This window comes from Halomonas heilongjiangensis, assembly GCF_002879645.1.
Taxonomy (GTDB): Bacteria; Pseudomonadota; Gammaproteobacteria; order Pseudomonadales; family Halomonadaceae; genus Halomonas; species Halomonas heilongjiangensis.
The window spans coordinates 1-20,337 of sequence record NZ_PNRE01000084.1 but is presented as its reverse complement, the minus strand read 5'-3'; the positions used below and the strand labels follow the sequence as shown (position 1 = coordinate 20,337).

The window sequence follows — 20,337 nt, the reverse complement described above, 5'->3', positions numbered from 1 at the left end:
AGCGCCCAGGGAGGGGTTCACAGCGCCCCCTCGAAGGCCTGTCGCCGGTCAGCCCCGAGTCGGACGCTTTCATGCATACATAGCCAAGACGCAAAACGGGCAGCCCGAAGGCTGCCCGTTTCTCTACCGCTTGGGGTGCGTCGATTAACGACGCAGGCCCAGGCGCTGGATCAGCGACTGATAGCGCTCGAAATCCTTGCGCTTCAGGTAGTCCAGCAGCTTGCGGCGCTGGTTGACCATGCGAATCAGGCCACGACGGGAGTGGTGATCCTGCTTGTTGGTCTTGAAGTGGTCCTGCAGGCCATCGATGTTGGCGCTCAGCAGGGCCACCTGCACTTCGGGGGAACCGGTGTCGTTGTCGCCACGGCCGAATTCGTTGACGATCTCGGCCTTCTGTTCAGCGGTCAGTGCCATCTGTCTCTCCAGTAAGCAATATGCCTGAATGATGTAGGTGTGAGACCACGCATATTTGCAGTCTCGAGCGTCTTTCCCTTCAATCGGCCGCCGTGCTCAGCAGCCGCTTCGGCGCCACCTCCTGTGGCCCCGTCACCGTGCCGAGCCCCAGAAAGGCCTCGTCACGATAGAGTCTTGCCGTCTCGCCCGCCGCCAGGGCCCCGGTATCGACCCGAGCCGGCTGGCCATGGGTGAGTCGCCGGGCCGCCTCGGCATCGACCGAGCACCGCGGCAGGTGCGCCACCAGCACGTCGACCGGCAGCAGCACCGCTTCGCGCTCGGCCTGTCCCGGCAGCCCCTCCAGCGTCTCGAGACTCAGCATCCCGTCACCGCTGAAGGGACCCGTCGCCAGGCGGCGCAAGGCGCTGATATGGCCACCGCATCCCAGCGTCCTGCCGATGTCCTCGGCGAGGGTGCGGATGTAGGTGCCCTTGCTGACCCGCACTTCCAGCTCGAAGGCGTCGCCTTCGCAGGCGAGAAGGCGCGCATCATACACCGTCACGCGCCGTACTGCACGCTCCACCGTCCTGCCCTCCCGGGCCAGCTCGTAGAGCTTGCGCCCCTGATGCTTGAGCGCCGAATACATCGGTGGCACCTGCTCGATCTCGCCGCGAAACAGCGCGAGCACACCCTCGATATCGGCCTCGGAGAGCCGGGGCACCTCGTTACGCTCGAGCACCTCGCCCTCGGCGTCACCGGTATCGGTGACCACGCCCAGCTCCACCCGCGTGCGGTAGACCTTGTCGGCCGCCAGCAGCTGGGCGGAGAACTTGGTCGCCTCGCCGAAGCAGACCGGCAACAGGCCGGTGGCCATGGGGTCAAGCGTCCCGGTATGGCCGGCCTTCTGCGCCTGGAACAGACGCCGTGCCCGCTGCAGGGCGTGGTTGCTCGACAGCCCCTTGGGCTTGTCGAGCAGCAGCACCCCGTTCACCGGCAGGCCGCGACGCCGACGCGCCATCAGTCTCGCCCGCCCTCGTTGCCGGACGCCTCACCGGCGTCACCGGCCGCTGCGTCGTCGCCGGGCTCCTCGCCGTGACGCGCCTTGTCGCTGGCCACGGCCTCCTCGATCAGCGACGACAGCCGCTGGCCACGCACCACGCTCTCGTCGTAGTGGAAACGCAGCTCCGGCACATGGCGCAGCTTGATGCGCCGGGCGATCTGGCCCCGCAGGAAGCCGGCGGCCTGGCGCAGCACCTTGAGGTTCTCCTTGATGCGCTCGGGCGTATCCTCGCCCAGCAGGGTCACGTGGACGTCGGCATAGCCGAGGTCACGACTGACCTCGACGCCGCTCACCGTGACCATGCCCAGGCGCGGGTCCTTGACCTCGCGCTGGATGAGCACCGCCAGCTCCTTCTGCAACTGGTCGGCCACCCGGTCGGTACGCTTGAACTCGCGCATGATCGCTCCTCGACCCTCAGAGGGTCCGCTCGACCTTGACCTGATCGAACACCTCGATCTTGTCGCCGACCTGGACATCGTTGTAGTTCTTCACGCCGATGCCGCACTCCATGCCGTTGCGCACTTCCTGGACGTCGTCCTTGAAGCGGCGCAGCGACTCGAGCTCGCCCTCGTAGATCACCACGTTGTCGCGCAGCACCCGGATCTTCTTGTTGCGGAAGACGGTGCCCTCGACCACCATGCAGCCGGCCACGGCGCCGATCTTGGGGGCACGGAAGACGTCGCGGACCTCGGCCACGCCGACGATCTCCTCCTTCCACTCCGGGGCCAGCATGCCGCTCATGGCCTGCTTGACCTCGTCGATCAGCTGGTAGATCACGCTGTAGTAGCGCAGGTCCAGGCCTTCGCGCTCGATGATCTCGCGAGCCGCGACGTCGGCACGCACGTTGAAGCCGACCACGATGGCCTCGGAGGCCAGCGCCAGGTTGGCGTCGGTACCGGTGATGCCGCCCACGCCGGAGGAGACCACGGCCACCTGCACCTCGTCGGTGGAGAGCTCCTCCAGCGCCCCTTTGATGGCCTCCAGCGAGCCCTGGACATCGGCCTTGAGCACGATGTTGACCTTGGCCACCTCGTCCTGGCCCATCTGGCTGAACATGTTCTCCAGCTTGGCCTTCTGCTGACGCGCCAGACGCACCTCACGGTACTTGCCCTGCCGGAAGTTGGCGATCTCGCGGGCCTTCTTCTCGTCGGCCAGCACCATGAAGTCGTCGCCGGCATCCGGGGTCCCGTCGAGGCCCTGGATCTCCACCGGCATCGCCGGCCCCACGGCATCGACCTGTTGGCCGAGTTCGTTGGTCAGGGCACGCACGCGGCCATAGTGAAGGCCGGCGAGCACGATGTCGCCCTTCTTCAGGGTACCGTTCTGGACCAGCACGGTGGCCACCGGCCCGCGCCCCTTGTCCAGGCGAGACTCGACCACCACGCCCTTGCCGGGCGCTTCCGGCACGGCCTTGAGTTCGAGCACCTCGGACACCAGCAGCACGGCCTCGAGCAGGGCATCGATGCCCTCGCCGGTCTTGGCGGAGACGTGGACGAACTGGGTATCACCGCCCCACTCCTCGGAGATGACGCCGTGCTGTGACAGCTCGTTCTTGACCCGGTCCGGATCGGCGCCGGGCTTGTCGATCTTGTTGACCGCCACCACCAGCGGGACCTCGGCGGCCTTGGAATGCTCAATGGCCTCGACGGTCTGGGGCATCACGCCGTCATCGGCGGCGACCACCAGGATGACCACGTCGGTGGCCTTGGCACCGCGGGCACGCATCGCGGTGAACGCCGCGTGGCCCGGGGTATCCAGGAAGGTCACGCCACCGTGTTTGTCTTCCACATGGTAGGCGCCGATGTGCTGGGTGATGCCACCGGCTTCCCCGGTCGCCACCTTGGCCTGGCGGATATAGTCGAGCAGCGAGGTCTTGCCGTGGTCGACGTGGCCCATCACCGTGACTACCGGCGAACGGGTGATCTCCTCGCCCTCGTAGGAGATCCCCTCGAGGACCTCGGTCTCCAGCGCATCGTCCTTGACCAGCCTGGGCTTGTGGCCCATCTCCTCGACCACGATGGCCGCGGTGTCCTGGTCGATGGTCTGGTTGATGGTCACCGCCGCGCCCATGGTGAACATGGCCTTGATGACCTCGTTGGCCTTGATCGACATCTTGTCGGCCAGGTCGGCGACGCTGATCGATTCGGGGATCGACACCTCGCGCACGATCGGCTGGGTCGGCTTCTGGAAGCCGTGCTTGCCGCCGCCCTGACTGCCGCCACGACGGGTACCGCGACGCTCGGCGCGCTTGACCTTCTTGCCGCCGCGGCGTCGCTCCTCGCGGTCGCCCCGGTCGTCGTCGTCGCGACCCCCACGACTCTTCTTGGCGGCGGCCTTCTTCGGCGGCGCCGTGCGGCGATCGCTGCGGCCCTCCTTGGGCGGTGCGGGGGGCTCGTCGGTGGCCTCCTGCGCCACCTCCAGCACGGGCACCGGAATCTCGGGCACCTCGGCGGCCTTCGAGGACTCGGTCCGCGCCGCCTCCTCGCGTGCGGCCTCCTCGGCAACACGCGCCTGTTCTGCCTCGGCCTCGCGGGCCTCCAGCTCGGCCCGGGCCTGCCGGGAGTCGGCCATGTCGCCGACCAGCTGGCGCGGGCCGGACTCTTCGGCCGGCTCGGGCGCGGGCGCCTCTTCCTCGGCGCGCTTGACGTAGGTACGCTTCTTGCGCACCTGCACCTCGATGGTCTTGCCCCGCTCACCGGTCTTGATACGGCTCTTGGTCTTGCGGGTCAGGGTGATGCGATTCCTGGCCCCGGCACCGCCGCCGCCATGGCTCTTGGTGAGGAAATCGAGCAGTTGGCGCTTGTCCTCCTCGGACACGGCATCGCCCTCGGACTGGTGCTCGAGCCCGGCTTCCTTCATCTGTTCCAGCAGGCGGGGCACGTCGCGACCCACCTTCGCTGCAAAATCCTTAACGGTCATCTCTGACATTACGACCCTCCTCAGCCCGTGACCTAATACTGTTCGCTATCGAATGATTCCTGACTCGAATGATTCGACGACGAGCGATTCGCTCTCGATCTATTCGTTCTCGGCTATTCGCTTTCGAACCATGGCGCACGGGCGGTCATGATCAGTGCCGCGGCGCGCTCCTCGTCCATCTCCTCGATATCCAGCAGATCATCGACGGACTGCTCGGCAAGATCCTCCATGGTGACGATCCCGCGGCTGGCCAGAATGAAGGCCAGGTGACGCTCCATGCCGTCCATCTCGAGCAGGTCGTCGGCCGGTTGGGCGCCGTCGAGCTCCTCCTCGGAAGCGATGGCCAGGTTCAGCAACTCGTCCTTGGCACGAGCGCGCAGCTCCTCGACAAGCTCCTCGTCGAGTTCCTCGATCTCGAGCATCTCCTCCACCGGCACGTAGGCGACTTCCTCGATCGAGGTGAAGCCCTCCTCGACCAGCAGGCGCGCGACCTCCTCGTCGATGTCCAGGTGCTGGATGAAGTGTTCGACCAGGCTGTCGATCTCCTGGTCGCGCTTGGCCTCGGCCTCGTCCTCGGTCATGACGTTGAGACGCCAGCCGGTGAGTTCGGAGGCCAGGCGCACGTTCTGGCCGCTGCGGCCGATGGCCTGGGCCAGGTTGTCCTCGGCGACGGCCACGTCCATGGCGTGGGCGTCTTCGTCGACGAGGATCGAGGCGACATCCGCCGGCGCCATGGCGTTGATCACCAGCTGGGCGGGGTTGTCGTCCCACAGCACGATGTCCACGCGCTCGTTCTGCAGCTCCGAGGAGACCGCCTGGACGCGGGAACCGCGCATGCCGACGCAGGCGCCCACCGGATCGATGCGCCGGTCGTTGGTCTTGACCGCGATCTTGGCCCGGGAGCCGGGGTCGCGGGCCGCGCCCTTGATCTCGATGAGCTGCTCGGCGATCTCCGGCACCTCGATCTTGAACAGCTCGATGATCAGCTCCGGGCAGGTGCGCGACAGGATCAACTGGGCGCCGCGCGCCTCGGGATCGACCTTGGTCAGCAGCGCGCGGACCCGCTCGTTCATGCGGTAGCGCTCGCCGGGAATCATCTCGCTACGCGGCAGGAAGGCCTCGGCGTTGTCGCCGAGATCGATGATCAGGCCGTCGCGGGTGGTCTTCTTGACGATGCCGGCGACCAGCTCGCCCTCGCGCTCGGCATAGAGGCGCACCACCTCGGCGCGCTCGGCCTCGCGCACCTTCTGCACGATGACCTGCTTGGCGGTCTGGGCGGCGATGCGGCCGAAGACGGCGTTCTCGATCTGCTCCTCGACCACATCCCCCAGCCCCAGGGGCGGGTCGCGGCGCTCGGCGAAGGTGAGCTTGATCTGGGCGTCGGGGCCGTCGAAGTCGTCGTCCTCGACGACCTCCCAGCGGCGGAAGGTCTCGTAGTCGCCGGTGCGTCGATCGATATGCACCCGCACGCTGGCTTCCTCGCCCTCGAAGCGCTTGCGTGATGCACTGGCCAGGGCCGCTTCGACGGCCTCGAAGATCACCTCGCGGGGAACGCCCTTCTCGTTGGAGATCGCATCAACGACCGTCAGAATTTCTTTACTCATGCCTATGCCTCGCCAGAAAACCTGTCCTTGAGCATCGTGCTCGTTCGCCACCCTCGGGGGCCGGGATCACTCCTCGAACCGGGGCACGATGTGCGCCTGATCGATGCTATCGATGGGAAAGCAGTACTCCTCGCCGTCGAGCTGCAGCAGCACCTCATCGTTCTCGATGCCGGCCAGCAACCCCTGGAACTTGCGACGCCCCTCGTAAGGGGTGCGCAGCTTGAGCTTCACCTCGTGACCCCGGTAGCGCGCGAACTGATCGAGGGTAAAGAGCGGTCGGTCCATGCCGGGCGAGGAGACCTCCAGGCGATATTCACCGCGAATCGGGTCCTCGACATCGAGTACGGCACTGACCTGGCGGCTGACATCGGCGCAATCGTCCACGCTCACCCCCTCCTCGTGATCGATATAGATCACCAGGCACGAGTGCTTGCCCTGGGACAGGAAGTCGATGCCCCACAGTTCGAACCCCATGGCCGTGACCACCGGCTCGATCAGCGCATGCAGCGCAGCATCCTTGATTGCCACGGAAAAAGCTCCTACAGCCGTTGCATCAGGCACCTGGCCGGGAGTGAACAGGAAAGTCAGGTGGCTGATTGGCGTTGCCCGAAACAGCGCCCTCGACGCCATGCGTCGCCGGGCAAGCTGCTAACAAAAAGCCCCTTCACAGGAAGGGGCTTTCACAAGAAACCTGTAATACCACTTCGGCTAGGCGGCAGCCCCATGTTTCCGAACTCGACCTCTCGGAAGGCGCCTGCCTGGAAGATGGTAGCGGGGACCGGATTTGAACCGATGACCTTCGGGTTATGAGCCCGACGAGCTACCAGACTGCTCCACCCCGCATCAATCTAGGTCGGTGATTGTATGCCTGACTCTCACTGTCGTCAAGGCATCAAAGCCACCACTACTGCCAATCCTGCGTCTGATGATCCGACGATCCTTGCGCACTCGGCGCCATGACTCGTGGGTATCAGATGGTGCCGAAGGCGGGACTTGAACCCGCACGACCGTAAGGTCACTACCCCCTCAAGATAGCGTGTCTACCAATTCCACCACTTCGGCATCGGGGAGGCCGGGATCGTGACGAACAACCGAGCCGATGGCTCAGTCGCCGCTTTCCTCCAGCACTGGCGCGGTATTATCCACGTCGCCGCCCTCGTCGTCAAGGGTCGGAACGCTCTGCTGCTGCTCGATCAGCCGCGAGTCGGGAATCCCGGCCTCCGGGGCCTGGCTGGCCTGGGTGGCGTACCAGGCCAGCGCCAGCGAGGTGGCGAAGAAGGCCGCCGCCAGCACGGCGGTGAACTTCGACAGGAAGCCGCCGCTGCCGCGGGAACCGAACACCGTCTGTGAGGCACCGCCACCGAAGGCGGCACCGGCTTCGGCGCCCTTGCCCTGCTGCAGCAGGATCAGGACGACCAGGGCGATGGCGATCGCCACGTGGATCATGAGAATGGCAACTTGCATGGATTCAACCTGCTGACTGACAAATGGCTAGAAAATCGTCGACCTTGAGCGAAGCACCGCCCACCAGGCCGCCGTCGATGTCCGGCTGAGCGAGCAGCTCGGCCGCGTTGTTCGCATTCATGCTGCCTCCGTAGAGGATGCGCAGCCCGTGGGCGAGGGAGCCGGCATAGCGCTCCAGGCGATCACGAATGGCCGCATGCACGGCCTGGGCCTGCCGTGGCGTGGCGGTACGCCCGGTGCCGATGGCCCATACCGGCTCATAGGCGATCACCAGTCGTTCGCGCTCTTCCGGTGCCAAGGCATCCAGCACGGCCTCGAGCTGGCCCAGTACCACCGCCTCGGTACGCTCGGCCTCACGCTCCTCGAGGGTCTCACCCAGGCACAGCACCGGCACGAGGCCACAGGAGAGCGCCGCCCGCACCCGCGCCAGCACCGCCTCGTCGTCCTCGTGGAAGAGCGAGCGGCGCTCGGAGTGCCCCACCAGCACGTAACGGGCCCCCAGCTCGGCGAGCATGCCACCGCTGACCTCGCCGGTGAAGGCACCGGACGGTCGATCGCTCAGCGTCTGGGCGCCGACGGCCACCGGCGTCGCCGCCAGCGCGTCGACAACGGCGCCGAGATACGGATAGGGCACCATCAACGCCACCTCGACCCCCGCCGGCAGCCTGGCCCGGGAAAACGCCTGACCGAAGGTCTCGACCAGGGCCAGGGAGCCGTTCATCTTCCAGTTGCCGGCGATCAGCGGGGTACGCATGGCTTGCCCTCTTTCAAGGTGGTGCGAAATGGTATAGGAGCGGCCCTGTCAAGACAACCGCGGAGCGGTCGGGACCGGGACACGATGGCGCGGGGCGCCGGCTCAGGCGAGCAGCGCCTCGACCTCGCCGGCCAGACGCCGGGCCAGGCCTTCGACATCCAGATGGGCTCGCCCCTCGACCATCACCCGGATCAGCGGCTCGGTACCGGAGGGGCGCAGCAGCACCCGGCCCTGGTCGCCCAGTTCCGCCTCCACGCCGGCCACGGCGTCCTGCAGCGCCGGCGTGTCCATCAGCGCCTTGGCGTCGGCTCCCGCCGTCAAGCGCACGTTGACCAGCACCTGGGGCGCCTTTTCCAGCCCGTTCAGCAAGCGGCTCAGCGGCTGTCCCTCCCGCACCATGATCGCCAGTACCTGGAGGGCCGAGACGATACCGTCGCCGGTGGTCTGCACATGGCCGCAGACGATGTGCCCGGAGGACTCGCCGCCGAGCTGCCAGCCGTTGGCGGCCAGGCGCTCCATCACATAGCGGTCGCCGACCCTGGCACGCTCGAAGGGAATCCCCATCGCCTCGAAGGCCGCCGCCAGGCCGAAGTTGGACATCAGGGTACCGACCACGCCGCCCCCCAGCTCGCCACGGGCGTGGCGGTCACGGGCGATCAGGTAGAGGATGTCGTCGCCGTCGATCTCGCGGCCGTCGGCATCGACCATCAGCACCCGGTCGCCGTCGCCGTCCAGGGCCACGCCCAGGTCCGCCCCCTGCTGGATCACCGCCGCCCGCAGGGCCGCCGGATGGGTGGAGCCCACCTCGTGGTTGATGTTGAGCCCGTCGGGCTGGGCGCCGATCAGGCTGACCTCGGCGCCGAGCTCGCGGAACACGCTGGGGGCGATGTGGTAGGTGGCGCCGTGGGCGCAGTCGACGACCATGCGCAGGCCGTGCAGGCTGAGCCGGTCGGGAATGGTCGACTTGCAGAACTCGATGTAGCGGCCGGCGGCGTCGTCGACCCGCTTCACCTTGCCCAGGCGATCGGCGGCGACGGTGGTCAACGGCTCCTCGAGCATCGCCTCGATGCGCGCCTCGACCTCATCGGCCAGCTTGACGCCCTCGGCGGAGAAGAACTTGATGCCGTTGTCGGCGAAGGGGTTATGGGACGCCGAGATGACGATGCCGGCATCGGCCCGGAAGGTCCGCGTCAGGTAGGCGATACCCGGCGTCGGCATCGGGCCAAGCAGGGAGACGTCCACGCCGGCCGCCGAGAGCCCCGCCTCCAGCGCCGACTCGAACATGTAGCCGGAGATCCGCGTGTCCTTGCCGATCAGTACGCGGGCCCGGCCGCTCTCGCGGGCCAGCACGCGGCCGGTCGCCCAGCCCAGTTTCAGCATGAAGTCGGCGGTGATGGGCGCCTCGCCCACGGTGCCACGAATGCCATCGGTGCCGAAATAGCGTCTAGTCATGCTCGCAACCTTCCTTGAGTACGGCCCAGGTCATGTTCACGGCATCCACGCTGGGCCCCACGTCGTGGACACGCAGGATTCGCGCCCCACGCTCGACGGCCAGCGCCGCCAGGGCCAGGCCACCGGGCAGGCGCTCCTCCACCGGTCGCGCGAGCACCTTGCCGATCATGCTCTTGCGCGACATCCCCACCAGCAGCGGCAGGCCGAGTCGCGCCAGGCGATCCATGCGATTGAGCAGGCGCAGGTTGTGCTCGACGGTCTTGCCGAAACCGAAGCCCGGGTCCAGCAGCAGGCGTTCGCGGCGCAGGCCGGCCGCCTCGCAGGCGGCCACACGGGCCTCGAGGAAGTCGGCCACCGCCTCTTCCACCGGCACATCATAGCGGGGGGCCTGCTGCATGTCGCGGGGCTCGCCCTGGCGATGCATCAGGCAGACCGGCAGACCGCCGCCGACCGCCGCCTCCACCGCCCCCTCGCGCTCCAGGGCACGCACGTCATTGATCAGGCCGGCGCCGAGGGACGCGACCTCGCGCATCACCTCCGGGCTGCTGGTGTCCACCGACACCAGGGCATCGAGCTCGCGCACCAGCGCCTCGACCACCGGCGCGACCCGCTCCAGCTCCTGCTGCGGGCCAATCGGAGCGGCACCGGGGCGAGTGGATTCACCGCCCACGTCGATGATCGCCGCCCCTTCGGCCAGCATCTGCTCGGCATGGCGCAGCGCGTCGTCCAGCGCCAGGTGGCGCCCGCCATCGGAGAAGGAGTCGGGGGTGACGTTGAGGATCCCCATGACCCGGGGAAAGGAGAGATCGAGCCGGTGCCGACCGCATTGCAGGGAGGTAGCGGGAGAGTCGTCCATCATGGTGTCTGAATCGAAAACCTGGGTCGAAGAACGGAGAACCCGAATGGCGAAGGCGCCCCGCGGGGCGCCTGCCAGTCGACGCGAGGGCCTTCAGGTGCCGGCCGGCCCGCCCAGGGGGTCGGAGGGCCGGCGGCGAGGCGCGTCGCCCTCCTCGTCACCGTCATCGACCTGCTCCGGCGTGGCCTCGGCTCCGGGCCCCCCGGCCGAGGGGGCGCCGCTGCCCGGATCGTCCCAGCCCTCGGGGGGACGTGGGTCGCGCCCTTCCATGATGTCCTTGAGCTGGGTGGCGTCGATGGTCTCGTACATCATCAACGCCTCGGCCATGGCATCCAGCTTGTCGCGATTGTTCTCGAGGATCTGCTTGGCCTGGGCATAGCAGTCGTCGATGATCTTGCGCACCTCCTTGTCGAGCTTGGAAGTGGTCTCGCCGGACTTGAGCTTGCCGCCCTGGCCGGGGCCGCCGAGGAACTGGTGGGACTCGTCCTCGTCGTACATGATCGGCCCCATCTCCTCGGAGAGCCCCCACTTGGCGACCATGTTGTGGGCCAGCTCGGTGGCACGCTTGATGTCGTTCGAGGCGCCCGTGGTCACCCCGTTGGGCCCCAGGGTCATCTCCTCGGCGATGCGGCCGCCGAACAGCGAGCAGATCTGGCTGAGGATCTGCTGGCGCGACAGGCTGTAGCGGTCCTGCTCGGGCAGGAACATGGTCACCCCCAGCGCACGGCCGCGCGGGATGATGGTCACCTTGTAGACCGGGTCGTGCTCCGGCATCACCAGGCCGATGATGGCGTGGCCCGACTCGTGGTAGGCGGTGTTGAGCTTCTCCTTCTCGGTCATGACCATGGAGCGGCGCTCGGCGCCCATCATGATCTTGTCCTTGGCCAGCTCGAGCTCGTCCATGCCCACCAGGCGCTTGTTGCGACGCGCGGCGAACAGCGCGGCCTCGTTGACCAGGTTGGCCAGGTCGGCGCCGGAGAAGCCCGGGGTGCCGCGGGCGATCAGCGACGGCTTGACGTCGTCGGCCAGCGGCACCTTGCGCAGGTGCACGTTGAGGATATGCTCGCGCCCGCGGATGTCGGGCAGCGGCACCACCACCTGGCGGTCGAAGCGACCCGGGCGCAGCAGCGCCGGGTCGAGCACGTCGGGACGGTTGGTGGCGGCGATGACGATGATGCCCTCGTTGGCCTCGAAGCCGTCCATCTCGACCAGCAGCTGGTTGAGGGTCTGCTCGCGCTCGTCGTTGCCGCCGCCCATGCCGGCGCCACGCGAGCGGCCCACGGCATCGATCTCGTCGATGAAGATGATGCAGGGCGCCTGCTTCTTGGCCTGCTCGAACATGTCGCGCACGCGGGAGGCGCCCACGCCGACGAACATCTCGACGAAGTCGGAGCCGGAGATCGAGAAGAACGGCACCTTGGCCTCGCCGGCGATGGACTTGGCGAGCAGGGTCTTGCCGGTCCCCGGGGGGCCGACCATCAGCACGCCGCGCGGGATGGTGCCGCCCAGGCGCTGGAACTTGGTCGGGTCGCGCAGGAAGTCGACCAGCTCCTCGACCTCCTCCTTGGCCTCGTCACAGCCGGCCACGTCGGAGAAGGTGGTCTTGATCTGGTCCTGGGAGAGCAGCTTGGCCTTGGACTTGCCGAAGCTCATCGGCCCGCCCTTGCCCCCGGCGCCGCCCTGCATCTGGCGCATGAAGAACATGAAGATGCCGAGGATCAGCAGGATCGGGAAGCTGGCGATCAGCAGCCGCGTCCACAGGCTCTGCTGCTCGGGCTCCTTGCCGACCACGGTGACGTCGTTGGAGAGCAGGTCGTCCATCAGCTTGGGATCCTCCGCCGCCGGGCGGATGGTCTGGAACTGGGAGCCGTCCGTGCGTTCACCGGTGATCTTGTAGCCATCGATGGTCACGCTGCGGACCTGCTGGTTCTGCACCTGATGGACGAACTGCGAGTAGTTCGTCGTCTGCGGTGCGCTGTCGACGCTGAAGTTGTTGAACACCGTCAGCAGCACTGCCGCGATGACCAACCACAGGATCAGGTTCTTCGCCATGTCGTTCAAGGGACCACCCTCAATTGCAAAAGTCTGTCATCCGGGATGCGCCTGGCATCTTGGACACTACATGAGCGGGCCGTGTTCAGCCACCGGCGGGCGAATCGGCCCGCGCGGTCTGCGTCATGCTCCACTGTGGCACAGTCGAGGCGCCATGTCCGGCAATGGCACCAGTAGTCCCTGCCTATCGGGGCGCTGCGTACGTCTCTGGGCGGCCGAGGCACTGCCTCAGCCGCGAAAATTCTCGGCCAGCAGGTAGACTTCGCGGGAGCGGGCCCGCGAGGCCTCCGGCTTGCGCGTCACCACCCGCGCGAAGCTGCTGCGCAGCTCCTTGAGGTACTCATCGAATCCTTCACCCTGGAACACCTTGGCCAGGAAACGGCCGCCGGGCGACAGGGTCTGGCGCGCCAGGTCCAGCGCCAGCTCCACCAGGTACATCGCCTGGGGCTGGTCGATCGCCGCCATACCACTCATATTGGGGGCCATGTCGGACATCACAAGGTCCACCGGACGATCCCCCAGGGCCGCGAGAATCGCCTCGAGCACCGCTTCCTCGGTGAAGTCGCCCTGAATGAACTCGACATCCGCCAGGGCATCCATCTCGAGGATGTCGGAGGCGATCACCACGCCCCCGGGCCCGACCCGCTCCGCCGCGACCTGGCTCCAGCCGCCGGGGGCGGCGCCGAGGTCGATCACCGTCATGCCGGGGCGCAGCAGCCGGTCCTTCTCGTCGAGCTCCATCAGCTTGTAGCTCGCCCGGGAGCGATAGCCGTCCTGCCAGCTGCGTTGCACGTAGCGGTCGTCGAAATGCTCCTTCAACCAGCCGGCGCTGCTCTTGCTGGCGCCATGCTTTCTGGCGCCCTGGCCGGCGCCCTTGCGGGAAGAGGGGGGAGTTGCCACGGCGTCACCTGTGATGAAGCGGGAATGACAGACAGGCGGTCGGTCGAGCGGATTCCGGAAAGCCCCGGGAGATGCGACGGGGTCCTGACCTGCGGGCCCGGGCGGCATCGGGGCGAGTCCACGCTTTCGCCGCGCGACGTTTCACCGTACCATGTGCGCAGCGCGCAACCGGGAAGACGCACGATACCATGAGCTTGTCACAGGCACAAAAGAAAGCATTTCGCAGCATCGGCCACCACCTGAACCCGGTGGTCACGGTCTCCGAGAACGGCATCTCCGAGGGGGTACTGGCCGAGCTCGACCGGGCGCTCTCCGACCACGAGCTGATCAAGGTCAAGCTGGCCCTGCCGGAGCGCGACGACCGCGCCGCCATGATCGACGAGCTGGTCGCGGCCGGACACGCCGAGCTGGTGCAGACCATCGGCAAGATGGCGCTGCTCTACCGCAGGAATCCCCAGGCCAACCCGAAGCTCTCCAACGTCAAGCGCTTCGAAGGCCATCACGGCCGCCACTGAGCTGCCGCTCCGCGCTTCGCGCGAGCTGTAAGCCATAAGCTTTAAGCCGTAAGAAAACACCCCCCAGGGCGCCGCCCTGGGGGGTGTCTAGGTTTTGACTTACAGCTTACGGCTTAGAGCATACAGCTGCCCGAAGGGCTACAGGTGCTCGACCCCGGAGATCTCGTACTCGACGTCGCCGCCGGGGGTCCTGACCGCCACCACGTCCCCCTCCTCCTTGCCGATCAAGGCGCGGGCGATGGGCGAGGTGACCGAGAGGCGGCCCGACTTGATGTCGGCCTCGTCCTCACCGACGATGCGGTAGGTCACCTCCTCGTCGCTGTCGAGGTTGATCAGCTCGACGGTCACGCCGAAGATCACCTTGCCGGTACGCGGCAGCTTGGTGACGTCGATCACCTGGGCATTGGAGAGCTTGCCCTCGATCTCCTGGATGCGACCCTCGATGAAGCCCTGCTGCTCGCGGGCGGCATGGTACTCGGCGTTCTCCTTGAGATCGCCGTGCTCACGGGCCTCGGCGATGGCGGCGATCACCTTGGGCCGCGCCTCACCCTTGAGTTCCTCGAGCTCCTTGCGCAGGCGCGCCTCTCCGGCAACGGTCATCGGGACCTTGTTCATTGTGCAGCTCCTGCATGCAGTTCCTGAAGCCGGCGCACCGTGATCTCGTTGCCGTATTCCAGCGCCATGCAAACGGCACTGGCCCCCGCCAGGGTGGTGGCGTAGGGAACCTTGCGGGCGAGCGCGGTACGACGGATCACCGAGGAATCACTGATCGCCTGACGGCCCTCGGTGGTATTGACGATGTAGGCAATCTCGTCGTTCTTGAGAAGATCGACGATATGCGGGCGACCCTCGAACACCTTGTTCACGACCTCGACGGCGAGCCCGGCCGCCTCGAGGGCGGCGGCGGTGCCACGGGTCGCACACAGGGTGAAGCCCAATGCTAGCAGAGAACGGGCCACCTCGATAACACCCGCCTTGTCGGGCTCACGCACCGAGAGGAACGCCTTGCGGTCGCCCTCGATGGCGGGAATCGCCTCGCCGGCCCCCAGTTGCGCCTTGTAGAAGGCCTCGGCGAAGGTGTCGCCGCTGCCCATCACCTCGCCGGTGGACTTCATCTCCGGCGACAGGATCGGGTCGACCCCGGGGAACTTGTTGAACGGGAAGACCGCTTCCTTGACGCTGTAGAAGTGCGGCACGATCTCGCGGGTGAAGCCCTGCTCGGCCAATGTCTTGCCGGCCATGCAGCGGGCGGCGACCTGGGCCAGCGAGGTGCCGATGCACTTGGAGACGAAGGGCACGGTGCGCGAGGCGCGCGGGTTGACCTCGATGACGTAGATCTCGCCGTCCTGCCAGGCCAGCTGCACGTTCATCAGGCCGACCACGCCGAGCTCTACCGCCATGCGCTTGACCTGGTCGCGCATCTCGTCCTGCACGTCAGCGGGCAGCGAGTAGGGCGGCAGCGCGCAGGCCGAGTCGCCGGAGTGCACGCCCGCCTGCTCGATGTGCTGCATGATGCCGCCGATCACCACCTGGTGGCCGTCGGAGACCGCATCGATGTCGATCTCGATGGCGGCGTTGAGGAAGTGGTCGAGCAGCACCGGGGAGTCGTTGGAGACCTTGACCGCATGGGTCATGTAGTTCTCGAGCTCCGAGGCGTCGTAGACGATCTCCATGGCGCGGCCGCCGAGCACGTAGCTCGGGCGCACCACCAGCGGGTAGCCGATCGTCTCGGCCTTGGCGAAGGCCTCCTCGAAGCTGCGCGCGGTGGCGTTGGGCGGCTGCTTGAGGCCCAGCTTGTCGATCATCTGCTGGAAGCGCTCGCGGTCCTCGGCGCGGTCGATGGCGTCGGGGGTGGTGCCGATGATCGGCACGCCGGCGGCCTCCAGCTCACGAGCCAGCTTGAGCGGGGTCTGGCCACCGAACTGCACGATCACCCCGACCGGCTGCTCCTTGTCGGCGATCTCCAGCACGTCCTCCAGGGTCACCGGCTCGAAGTAGAGGCGGTCGCTGGTGTCGTAGTCGGTGGAGACGGTCTCGGGGTTGCAGTTGACCATGATGGTCTCGTAGCCGTCGTCGCGCATGGCGAGGGCGGCGTGCACGCAGCAGTAGTCGAACTCGATGCCCTGACCGATGCGGTTCGGCCCGCCGCCCAGCACCATGATCTTCTGGCGGTCGCTGACCTCGGCCTCGCACTCCTCCTCGTAGGTGGAGTACATATAGGCGGTATCCGAGGCGAACTCGGCGGCACAGGTGTCGACGCGCTTGTAGACCGGACGAATGCCGGCCTTCTGGCGGGTGCGGCGGAACTCCTTCTCGGAGACCCCGAGCAGGCTCGCCAGGCGCGCATCGGAGAAGCCCTTGCGCTTGAGGCCGAACAGTTCTCTCGGCGAGAACTCGGAGAGCGATCGCTTGGCCACCTCGGCCTCGATGCGCACCAGGTCCTCGAGCTGCACCAGGAACCAGGGGTCGATATTGGTCAGCGCGAAGATCTCGTCACGGGTCATGCCGGCGCGCATGGCATCGGCGATGAAGAAGATGCGCTCGGCACCGGCGGCCTGCAGCTCGCCCTTGATGTGCGCCATGGCATCGGCGGTAAATTCGGTGACCTTGGGGTCGAGGCCGTCGTTGCCGGTCTCCAGGCCGCGCAGCGCCTTCTGCAGCGATTCCTGGAAGGTGCGGCCGATGGCCATCACCTCGCCCACCGACTTCATCTGGGTGGTCAGGCGGTCGTTGGCCTGGGGGAACTTCTCGAAGGTGAAGCGCGGGATCTTGGTGACCACGTAGTCGATCGACGGCTCGAAGGACGCCGGCGTACGCCCGCCGGTGATGTCGTTGGAGAGCTCGTCCAGGGTATAGCCCACCGCCAGCTTGGCGGCGATCTTGGCGATCGGGAAACCGGTGGCCTTGGAGGCCAGCGCCGAGGAGCGCGACACCCGCGGGTTCATCTCGATCACCACCATGCGCCCGGTCTGCGGGTCCATGCCGAACTGCACGTTGGAGCCGCCGGTCTCGACACCGATCTCGCGCAGCACCGCCAGCGAGGCGTCGCGCATGATCTGGTATTCCTTGTCGGTCAGGGTCTGGGCCGGGGCCACGGTGATGGAGTCACCGGTGTGCACGCCCATGGGGTCGAAGTTCTCGATGGCGCAGACGATGATGCAGTTGTCGTTGCGGTCGCGCACGACCTCCATCTCGTACTCCTTCCAGCCCAGCAGCGACTCGTCGATCAACAGCTCATGGTTGTTCGACAGCTCGAAACCGCGGGTACAGATCTCCTCGAACTCTTCCTTGTTGTAGGCCACGCCGCCGCCGGAACCGCCCATGGTGTAGGAGGGGCGGATGATCACCGGGAAGCCCAGCGATGCCTGGATGCGCCAGGCCTCCTCCATGCTGTGGGCGACCTCGGCCTTGGGGCACTCCAGGCCGATGCGCTTCATGGCCTGGTCGAAGAGGTCGCGATCCTCGGCCTTGTTGATGGCATCGGCGTTGGCACCGATCATCTCCACGCCGTACTTCTCGAGCACGCCATGCCTGTCGAGCTCCAGCGCGCAGTTCAGCGCGGTCTGGCCGCCCATGGTGGGCAGTACCGCGTCGGGGCGCTCGGCCTCGATGATCTTCTCGACCGCCTGCCAGGTGATCGGCTCGATGTAGGTGGCATCGGCCATCACCGGGTCGGTCATGATGGTGGCCGGGTTGGAGTTGACCAGGATGACCCGGTAGCCCTCCTCGCGCAGCGCCTTGCAGGCCTGGGCGCCGGAGTAGTCGAATTCGCACGCCTGGCCGATGACGATCGGGCCGGCGCCGATGATCAGGATGCTCTGGATGTCGGTACGCTTGGGCATGATGCTTCCCGCAAATAAGGGTGACGAATGACGACGATTCTCGGGGCTCGGCCTAGCGACGGGCCTTCATCATCTCGATAAAGCGGTCGAACAGCGGCGCCACGTCGCGCGGCCCCGGGCTCGCCTCGGGGTGCCCCTGGAAGCTGAAGGCCGGACGGTCGGTGCGCTCGATCCCCTGCAGCGAGCCGTCGAACAGCGAACGGTGGGTGGCGCGCAGGTTGGCCGGCAGGGTCGCCTCGTCGGCGGCGAAGCCATGGTTCTGGCTGGTGATCATCACCTGGCCGCTGTCGAGGTCCTGCACCGGATGGTTGGCGCCGTGGTGGCCGAACTTCATCTTCACCGTCTTCGCCCCGCTGGCCAGCGCCAGCAGCTGGTGGCCCAGGCAGATGCCGAACAGCGGGATCTCGGTCTCGAGGATCTCGCCGATCGCCCTGATGGCGTAGTCGCAGGGCTCGGGGTCGCCCGGGCCATTGGCCAGGAAGACGCCGTCGGGGTGCATGGCCAGCACCTCGGCGGCCGGAGTCTGGGCCGGCACCACGGTGAGGCGGCAGCCACGGGAGGCGAGCATGCGCAGGATGTTGCGCTTCACCCCGTAGTCATAGGCGACGACATGGTAGGGACGCGCGGCACTCTCTCCATCGGGGCCAGGGCTGGTGGTATCGGCATAGCCTTCGCCCAGCGCCCACTCGCCCTCGCTCCACTCATAGGCGCTCCGGCAGGAGACCACCTTGGCCAGGTCCATGCCCTTGAGGCCCGGGAACTCGCGAGCCGCCGCCAGGGCGCGCTCCGCGGCGTCATCCCCCTCGGCCTCGGGGCCGGCCAGGATCGCGCCGTTCTGGGCACCCTTGTCGCGCAGGATGCGGGTCAGGCGGCGGGTGTCGATGTCGGCGATGCCGAGCACGTTCTGGCTCGTGAGGTAGTCGGCGAGCGACTGCTCGGAGCGGAAGCTGCTGGCCAGCAGCGGCAGGTCGCGGATCACCAGGCCGGCGGCGGCGATCGAGCCCGACTCGACGTCCTCGGCGTTGACCCCGGTATTGCCGATATGCGGATAGGTGAGGGTGACGATCTGCCGGGTATAGGAGGGATCGGTCAGGATTTCCTGATAGCCGGTCATGGCCGTATTGAACACCACCTCACCGCTCGTTTGTCCATCGGCACCGATGGCCGTGCCGTGGAACACACTGCCATCTTCCAGGGCCAGTATCGCGGGTCTGTTCAACGCAACTTCCTCCCATGCTCTTAAGAGACCGCCGACGAGTCACGCTCATCCGACAGATGAATCACAGGGCGGGCGCCAGGCTGGGTCACGCGGCATGCGAGCCGCAAAAAAGCGGGACGAAACCTGAAAGACCGGTTTCATCCCGCTTGTTGTCATTCTCGGTGTGCCCGTGGCCGACTCAACAAGCGCTATGGTGGATGCAGCATCCGGCGCCCGGCCAAAATTTTTGGAATGTTACAGGAAACCTCGCTCGGCGGCTACCCCTTCAGTCGAGCCCCGGTCAGTTCAGGCCGAGCACGTCCTGCATGGCGTAGCGGCCGTTGCCCTGGCCGGCCACCCAGCGCGCCGCGCGTACCGCCCCCCTGGCGAAGGTCATGCGGCTCGACGCCTTGTGGGTGATCTCGATGCGCTCGCCCTCGGTGGCGAACATCACCGTATGCTCGCCGACGATATCGCCCGCCCTGACGGTCGCGAAGCCGATCTCCTTGGCGTCGCGCGGCCCGCACTGGCCGACCCGCTCGAAGACACCGTGCTCCTTGAGGGTACGCCCCAGGCTCTCGGCGACCACCTCGCCCATCTTCAGCGCGGTGCCGGAGGGCGCGTCGACCTTGTGACGGTGGTGCGCCTCGATCACCTCGATGTCGTAGCCCTCGTCGCCCAGCGCCTTCGCCGCCGTTTCCAGCAGTTTCAGCGTGAGATTCACCCCCACGCTCATATTGGGGGCGAAGACCATCGGCAGCTTGTCGCGGTAGCCGTCGAGCTCGGCGAGCTCGTCGTCGGACAGCCCGGTGGTGCCGATCACGATGCGCTTGCCGTGCGCGGCACAGAACGCCAGGTTGGCGAGCGTCACCCGCGGCGCGGTGAAGTCGATCAGCACGTCGAAGTCGTCGACGATGGCCTCCAGCGAGTCCACCGCGGCCACCCCCAGCCTGCCGACGCCGGCCAGCTCGCCGATATCGGCGCCGGCGAGCGAGCTGCCCGGCTCGACGATGCCGCCGGCCAGGCTGGCCCCGGCATCCTGCTGCACGGCATTGACCAGGGTGCGGCCCATGCGGCCGGCGACACCGACGATGGCGATACGGGTCATGCGGACTCCTGCGATCTCGAAGACATGAAGATGGCGGCAGTATACCAGAGCCGCTCCTCCCCGAGGACGACGATGCGCTTGGGCAGCCGCGGAGGAATCGCCCACACTGGGCGTATCGATGCGAGGGTCACCGCCATGCACCCGCCCCCCGACCGCCTGCCGCCGGATCACCCGCTGCTGGCACTGCTTCAGCACCACGAACGCGTGCTGCTGACCGGCG

17 protein-coding genes and 2 tRNA genes are annotated in these 20,337 nt (G+C 67.0%); 1 reads left to right on the top strand and 18 read right to left on the bottom strand.

Features of this window, described 5'->3' with window-relative positions; all coding sequences use genetic code 11:
* Window positions 1-144: 144 nt before the first annotated feature.
* The 14 genes from rpsO to rlmE form a co-directional block, all read right to left on the bottom strand.
* Complete coding sequence (gene rpsO, locus C1H66_RS18055) at window positions 145-414, bottom strand: 30S ribosomal protein S15 (RefSeq protein WP_102629268.1); 270 nt, start codon at window positions 412-414, stop codon at window positions 145-147.
* Between the two features lie 79 nt (window positions 415-493).
* Window positions 494-1,411 (bottom strand): tRNA pseudouridine(55) synthase TruB, encoded by a 918-nt coding sequence (truB, locus tag C1H66_RS18050; RefSeq protein ID WP_102629267.1) that lies wholly within the window; start codon window positions 1,409-1,411, stop codon window positions 494-496.
* Window positions 1,411-1,851, bottom strand: coding sequence for a 30S ribosome-binding factor RbfA (gene rbfA / locus C1H66_RS18045; RefSeq protein WP_102629266.1), 441 nt, complete (start codon window positions 1,849-1,851; stop codon window positions 1,411-1,413). The genes truB and rbfA overlap by 1 nt, the downstream gene beginning before the upstream one ends.
* 16 nt (window positions 1,852-1,867) lie before the next feature.
* Window positions 1,868-4,381 (bottom strand): translation initiation factor IF-2, encoded by a 2,514-nt coding sequence (infB, locus tag C1H66_RS18040; RefSeq protein WP_102629265.1) that lies wholly within the window; start codon window positions 4,379-4,381, stop codon window positions 1,868-1,870.
* A 104-nt stretch (window positions 4,382-4,485) separates the two neighbouring features.
* Window positions 4,486-5,976, bottom strand: a complete 1,491-nt coding sequence (gene nusA, locus C1H66_RS18035; RefSeq protein WP_102629264.1) for a transcription termination factor NusA — start codon at window positions 5,974-5,976, stop codon at window positions 4,486-4,488.
* Window positions 5,977-6,042: 66 nt separating this feature from the next.
* A complete protein-coding gene (rimP, locus tag C1H66_RS18030) occupies window positions 6,043-6,504 on the bottom strand; it encodes a ribosome maturation factor RimP (RefSeq protein WP_102629263.1) in 462 nt (153 codons plus the stop codon).
* Between the two features lie 238 nt (window positions 6,505-6,742).
* A tRNA-Met gene (locus C1H66_RS18025) sits at window positions 6,743-6,819 on the bottom strand.
* 132 nt (window positions 6,820-6,951) lie between these two features.
* A tRNA-Leu gene (locus tag C1H66_RS18020) sits at window positions 6,952-7,038 on the bottom strand.
* A gap of 42 nt (window positions 7,039-7,080) precedes the next feature.
* On the bottom strand, window positions 7,081-7,440 hold the full coding sequence (gene secG / locus C1H66_RS18015; protein WP_102629262.1) for a preprotein translocase subunit SecG: 360 nt from the start codon (window positions 7,438-7,440) through the stop codon (window positions 7,081-7,083).
* A gap of 4 nt (window positions 7,441-7,444) precedes the next feature.
* The gene (gene tpiA, locus C1H66_RS18010; protein ID WP_102629261.1) at window positions 7,445-8,194 is read right to left on the bottom strand and encodes a triose-phosphate isomerase; all 750 of its coding nucleotides are present in this window, start codon (window positions 8,192-8,194) and stop codon (window positions 7,445-7,447) included.
* A gap of 102 nt (window positions 8,195-8,296) precedes the next feature.
* Window positions 8,297-9,646 carry a phosphoglucosamine mutase gene (gene glmM / locus C1H66_RS18005; protein ID WP_102629260.1) on the bottom strand — a complete coding sequence of 450 codons (1,350 nt, stop codon included), beginning with the start codon at window positions 9,644-9,646 and terminating at the stop codon, window positions 8,297-8,299.
* Complete coding sequence (folP, locus tag C1H66_RS18000) at window positions 9,639-10,502, bottom strand: dihydropteroate synthase (protein WP_370741263.1); 864 nt, start codon at window positions 10,500-10,502, stop codon at window positions 9,639-9,641. Before folP ends, glmM begins: the two co-directional genes overlap by 8 nt.
* A 93-nt stretch (window positions 10,503-10,595) precedes the next feature.
* Window positions 10,596-12,563 (bottom strand): ATP-dependent zinc metalloprotease FtsH, encoded by a 1,968-nt coding sequence (gene ftsH / locus C1H66_RS17995; protein WP_102629258.1) that lies wholly within the window; start codon window positions 12,561-12,563, stop codon window positions 10,596-10,598.
* 219 nt (window positions 12,564-12,782) lie between these two features.
* Window positions 12,783-13,454, bottom strand: coding sequence for a 23S rRNA (uridine(2552)-2'-O)-methyltransferase RlmE (gene rlmE / locus C1H66_RS17990; RefSeq protein WP_240618387.1), 672 nt, complete (start codon window positions 13,452-13,454; stop codon window positions 12,783-12,785).
* Between the two features lie 188 nt (window positions 13,455-13,642).
* On the opposite strand from rlmE, the gene yhbY reads away from it, so the two are divergent.
* Window positions 13,643-13,969, top strand: a complete 327-nt coding sequence (gene yhbY, locus C1H66_RS17985) for a ribosome assembly RNA-binding protein YhbY (RefSeq protein ID WP_102629256.1) — start codon at window positions 13,643-13,645, stop codon at window positions 13,967-13,969.
* Window positions 13,970-14,107: 138 nt separating this feature from the next.
* Here the strand turns inward: yhbY and greA are convergent, their stop codons facing one another.
* The 4 genes from greA to dapB all read right to left on the bottom strand — a co-directional run bounded on the left by greA (window position 14,108) and on the right by dapB (window position 20,117).
* Window positions 14,108-14,584 carry a transcription elongation factor GreA gene (gene greA / locus C1H66_RS17980; RefSeq protein ID WP_102629255.1) on the bottom strand — a complete coding sequence of 159 codons (477 nt, stop codon included), beginning with the start codon at window positions 14,582-14,584 and terminating at the stop codon, window positions 14,108-14,110.
* On the bottom strand, window positions 14,581-17,811 hold the full coding sequence (carB, locus tag C1H66_RS17975; protein WP_102629254.1) for a carbamoyl-phosphate synthase large subunit: 3,231 nt from the start codon (window positions 17,809-17,811) through the stop codon (window positions 14,581-14,583). The genes greA and carB overlap by 4 nt, the downstream gene beginning before the upstream one ends.
* Window positions 17,812-17,863: 52 nt before the next feature.
* On the bottom strand, window positions 17,864-19,030 hold the full coding sequence (gene carA / locus C1H66_RS17970) for a glutamine-hydrolyzing carbamoyl-phosphate synthase small subunit (protein ID WP_102629253.1): 1,167 nt from the start codon (window positions 19,028-19,030) through the stop codon (window positions 17,864-17,866).
* A 280-nt stretch (window positions 19,031-19,310) separates the two neighbouring features.
* Window positions 19,311-20,117, bottom strand: coding sequence for a 4-hydroxy-tetrahydrodipicolinate reductase (dapB, locus tag C1H66_RS17965; RefSeq protein WP_102629252.1), 807 nt, complete (start codon window positions 20,115-20,117; stop codon window positions 19,311-19,313).
* Window positions 20,118-20,337: the final 220 nt, after the last annotated feature.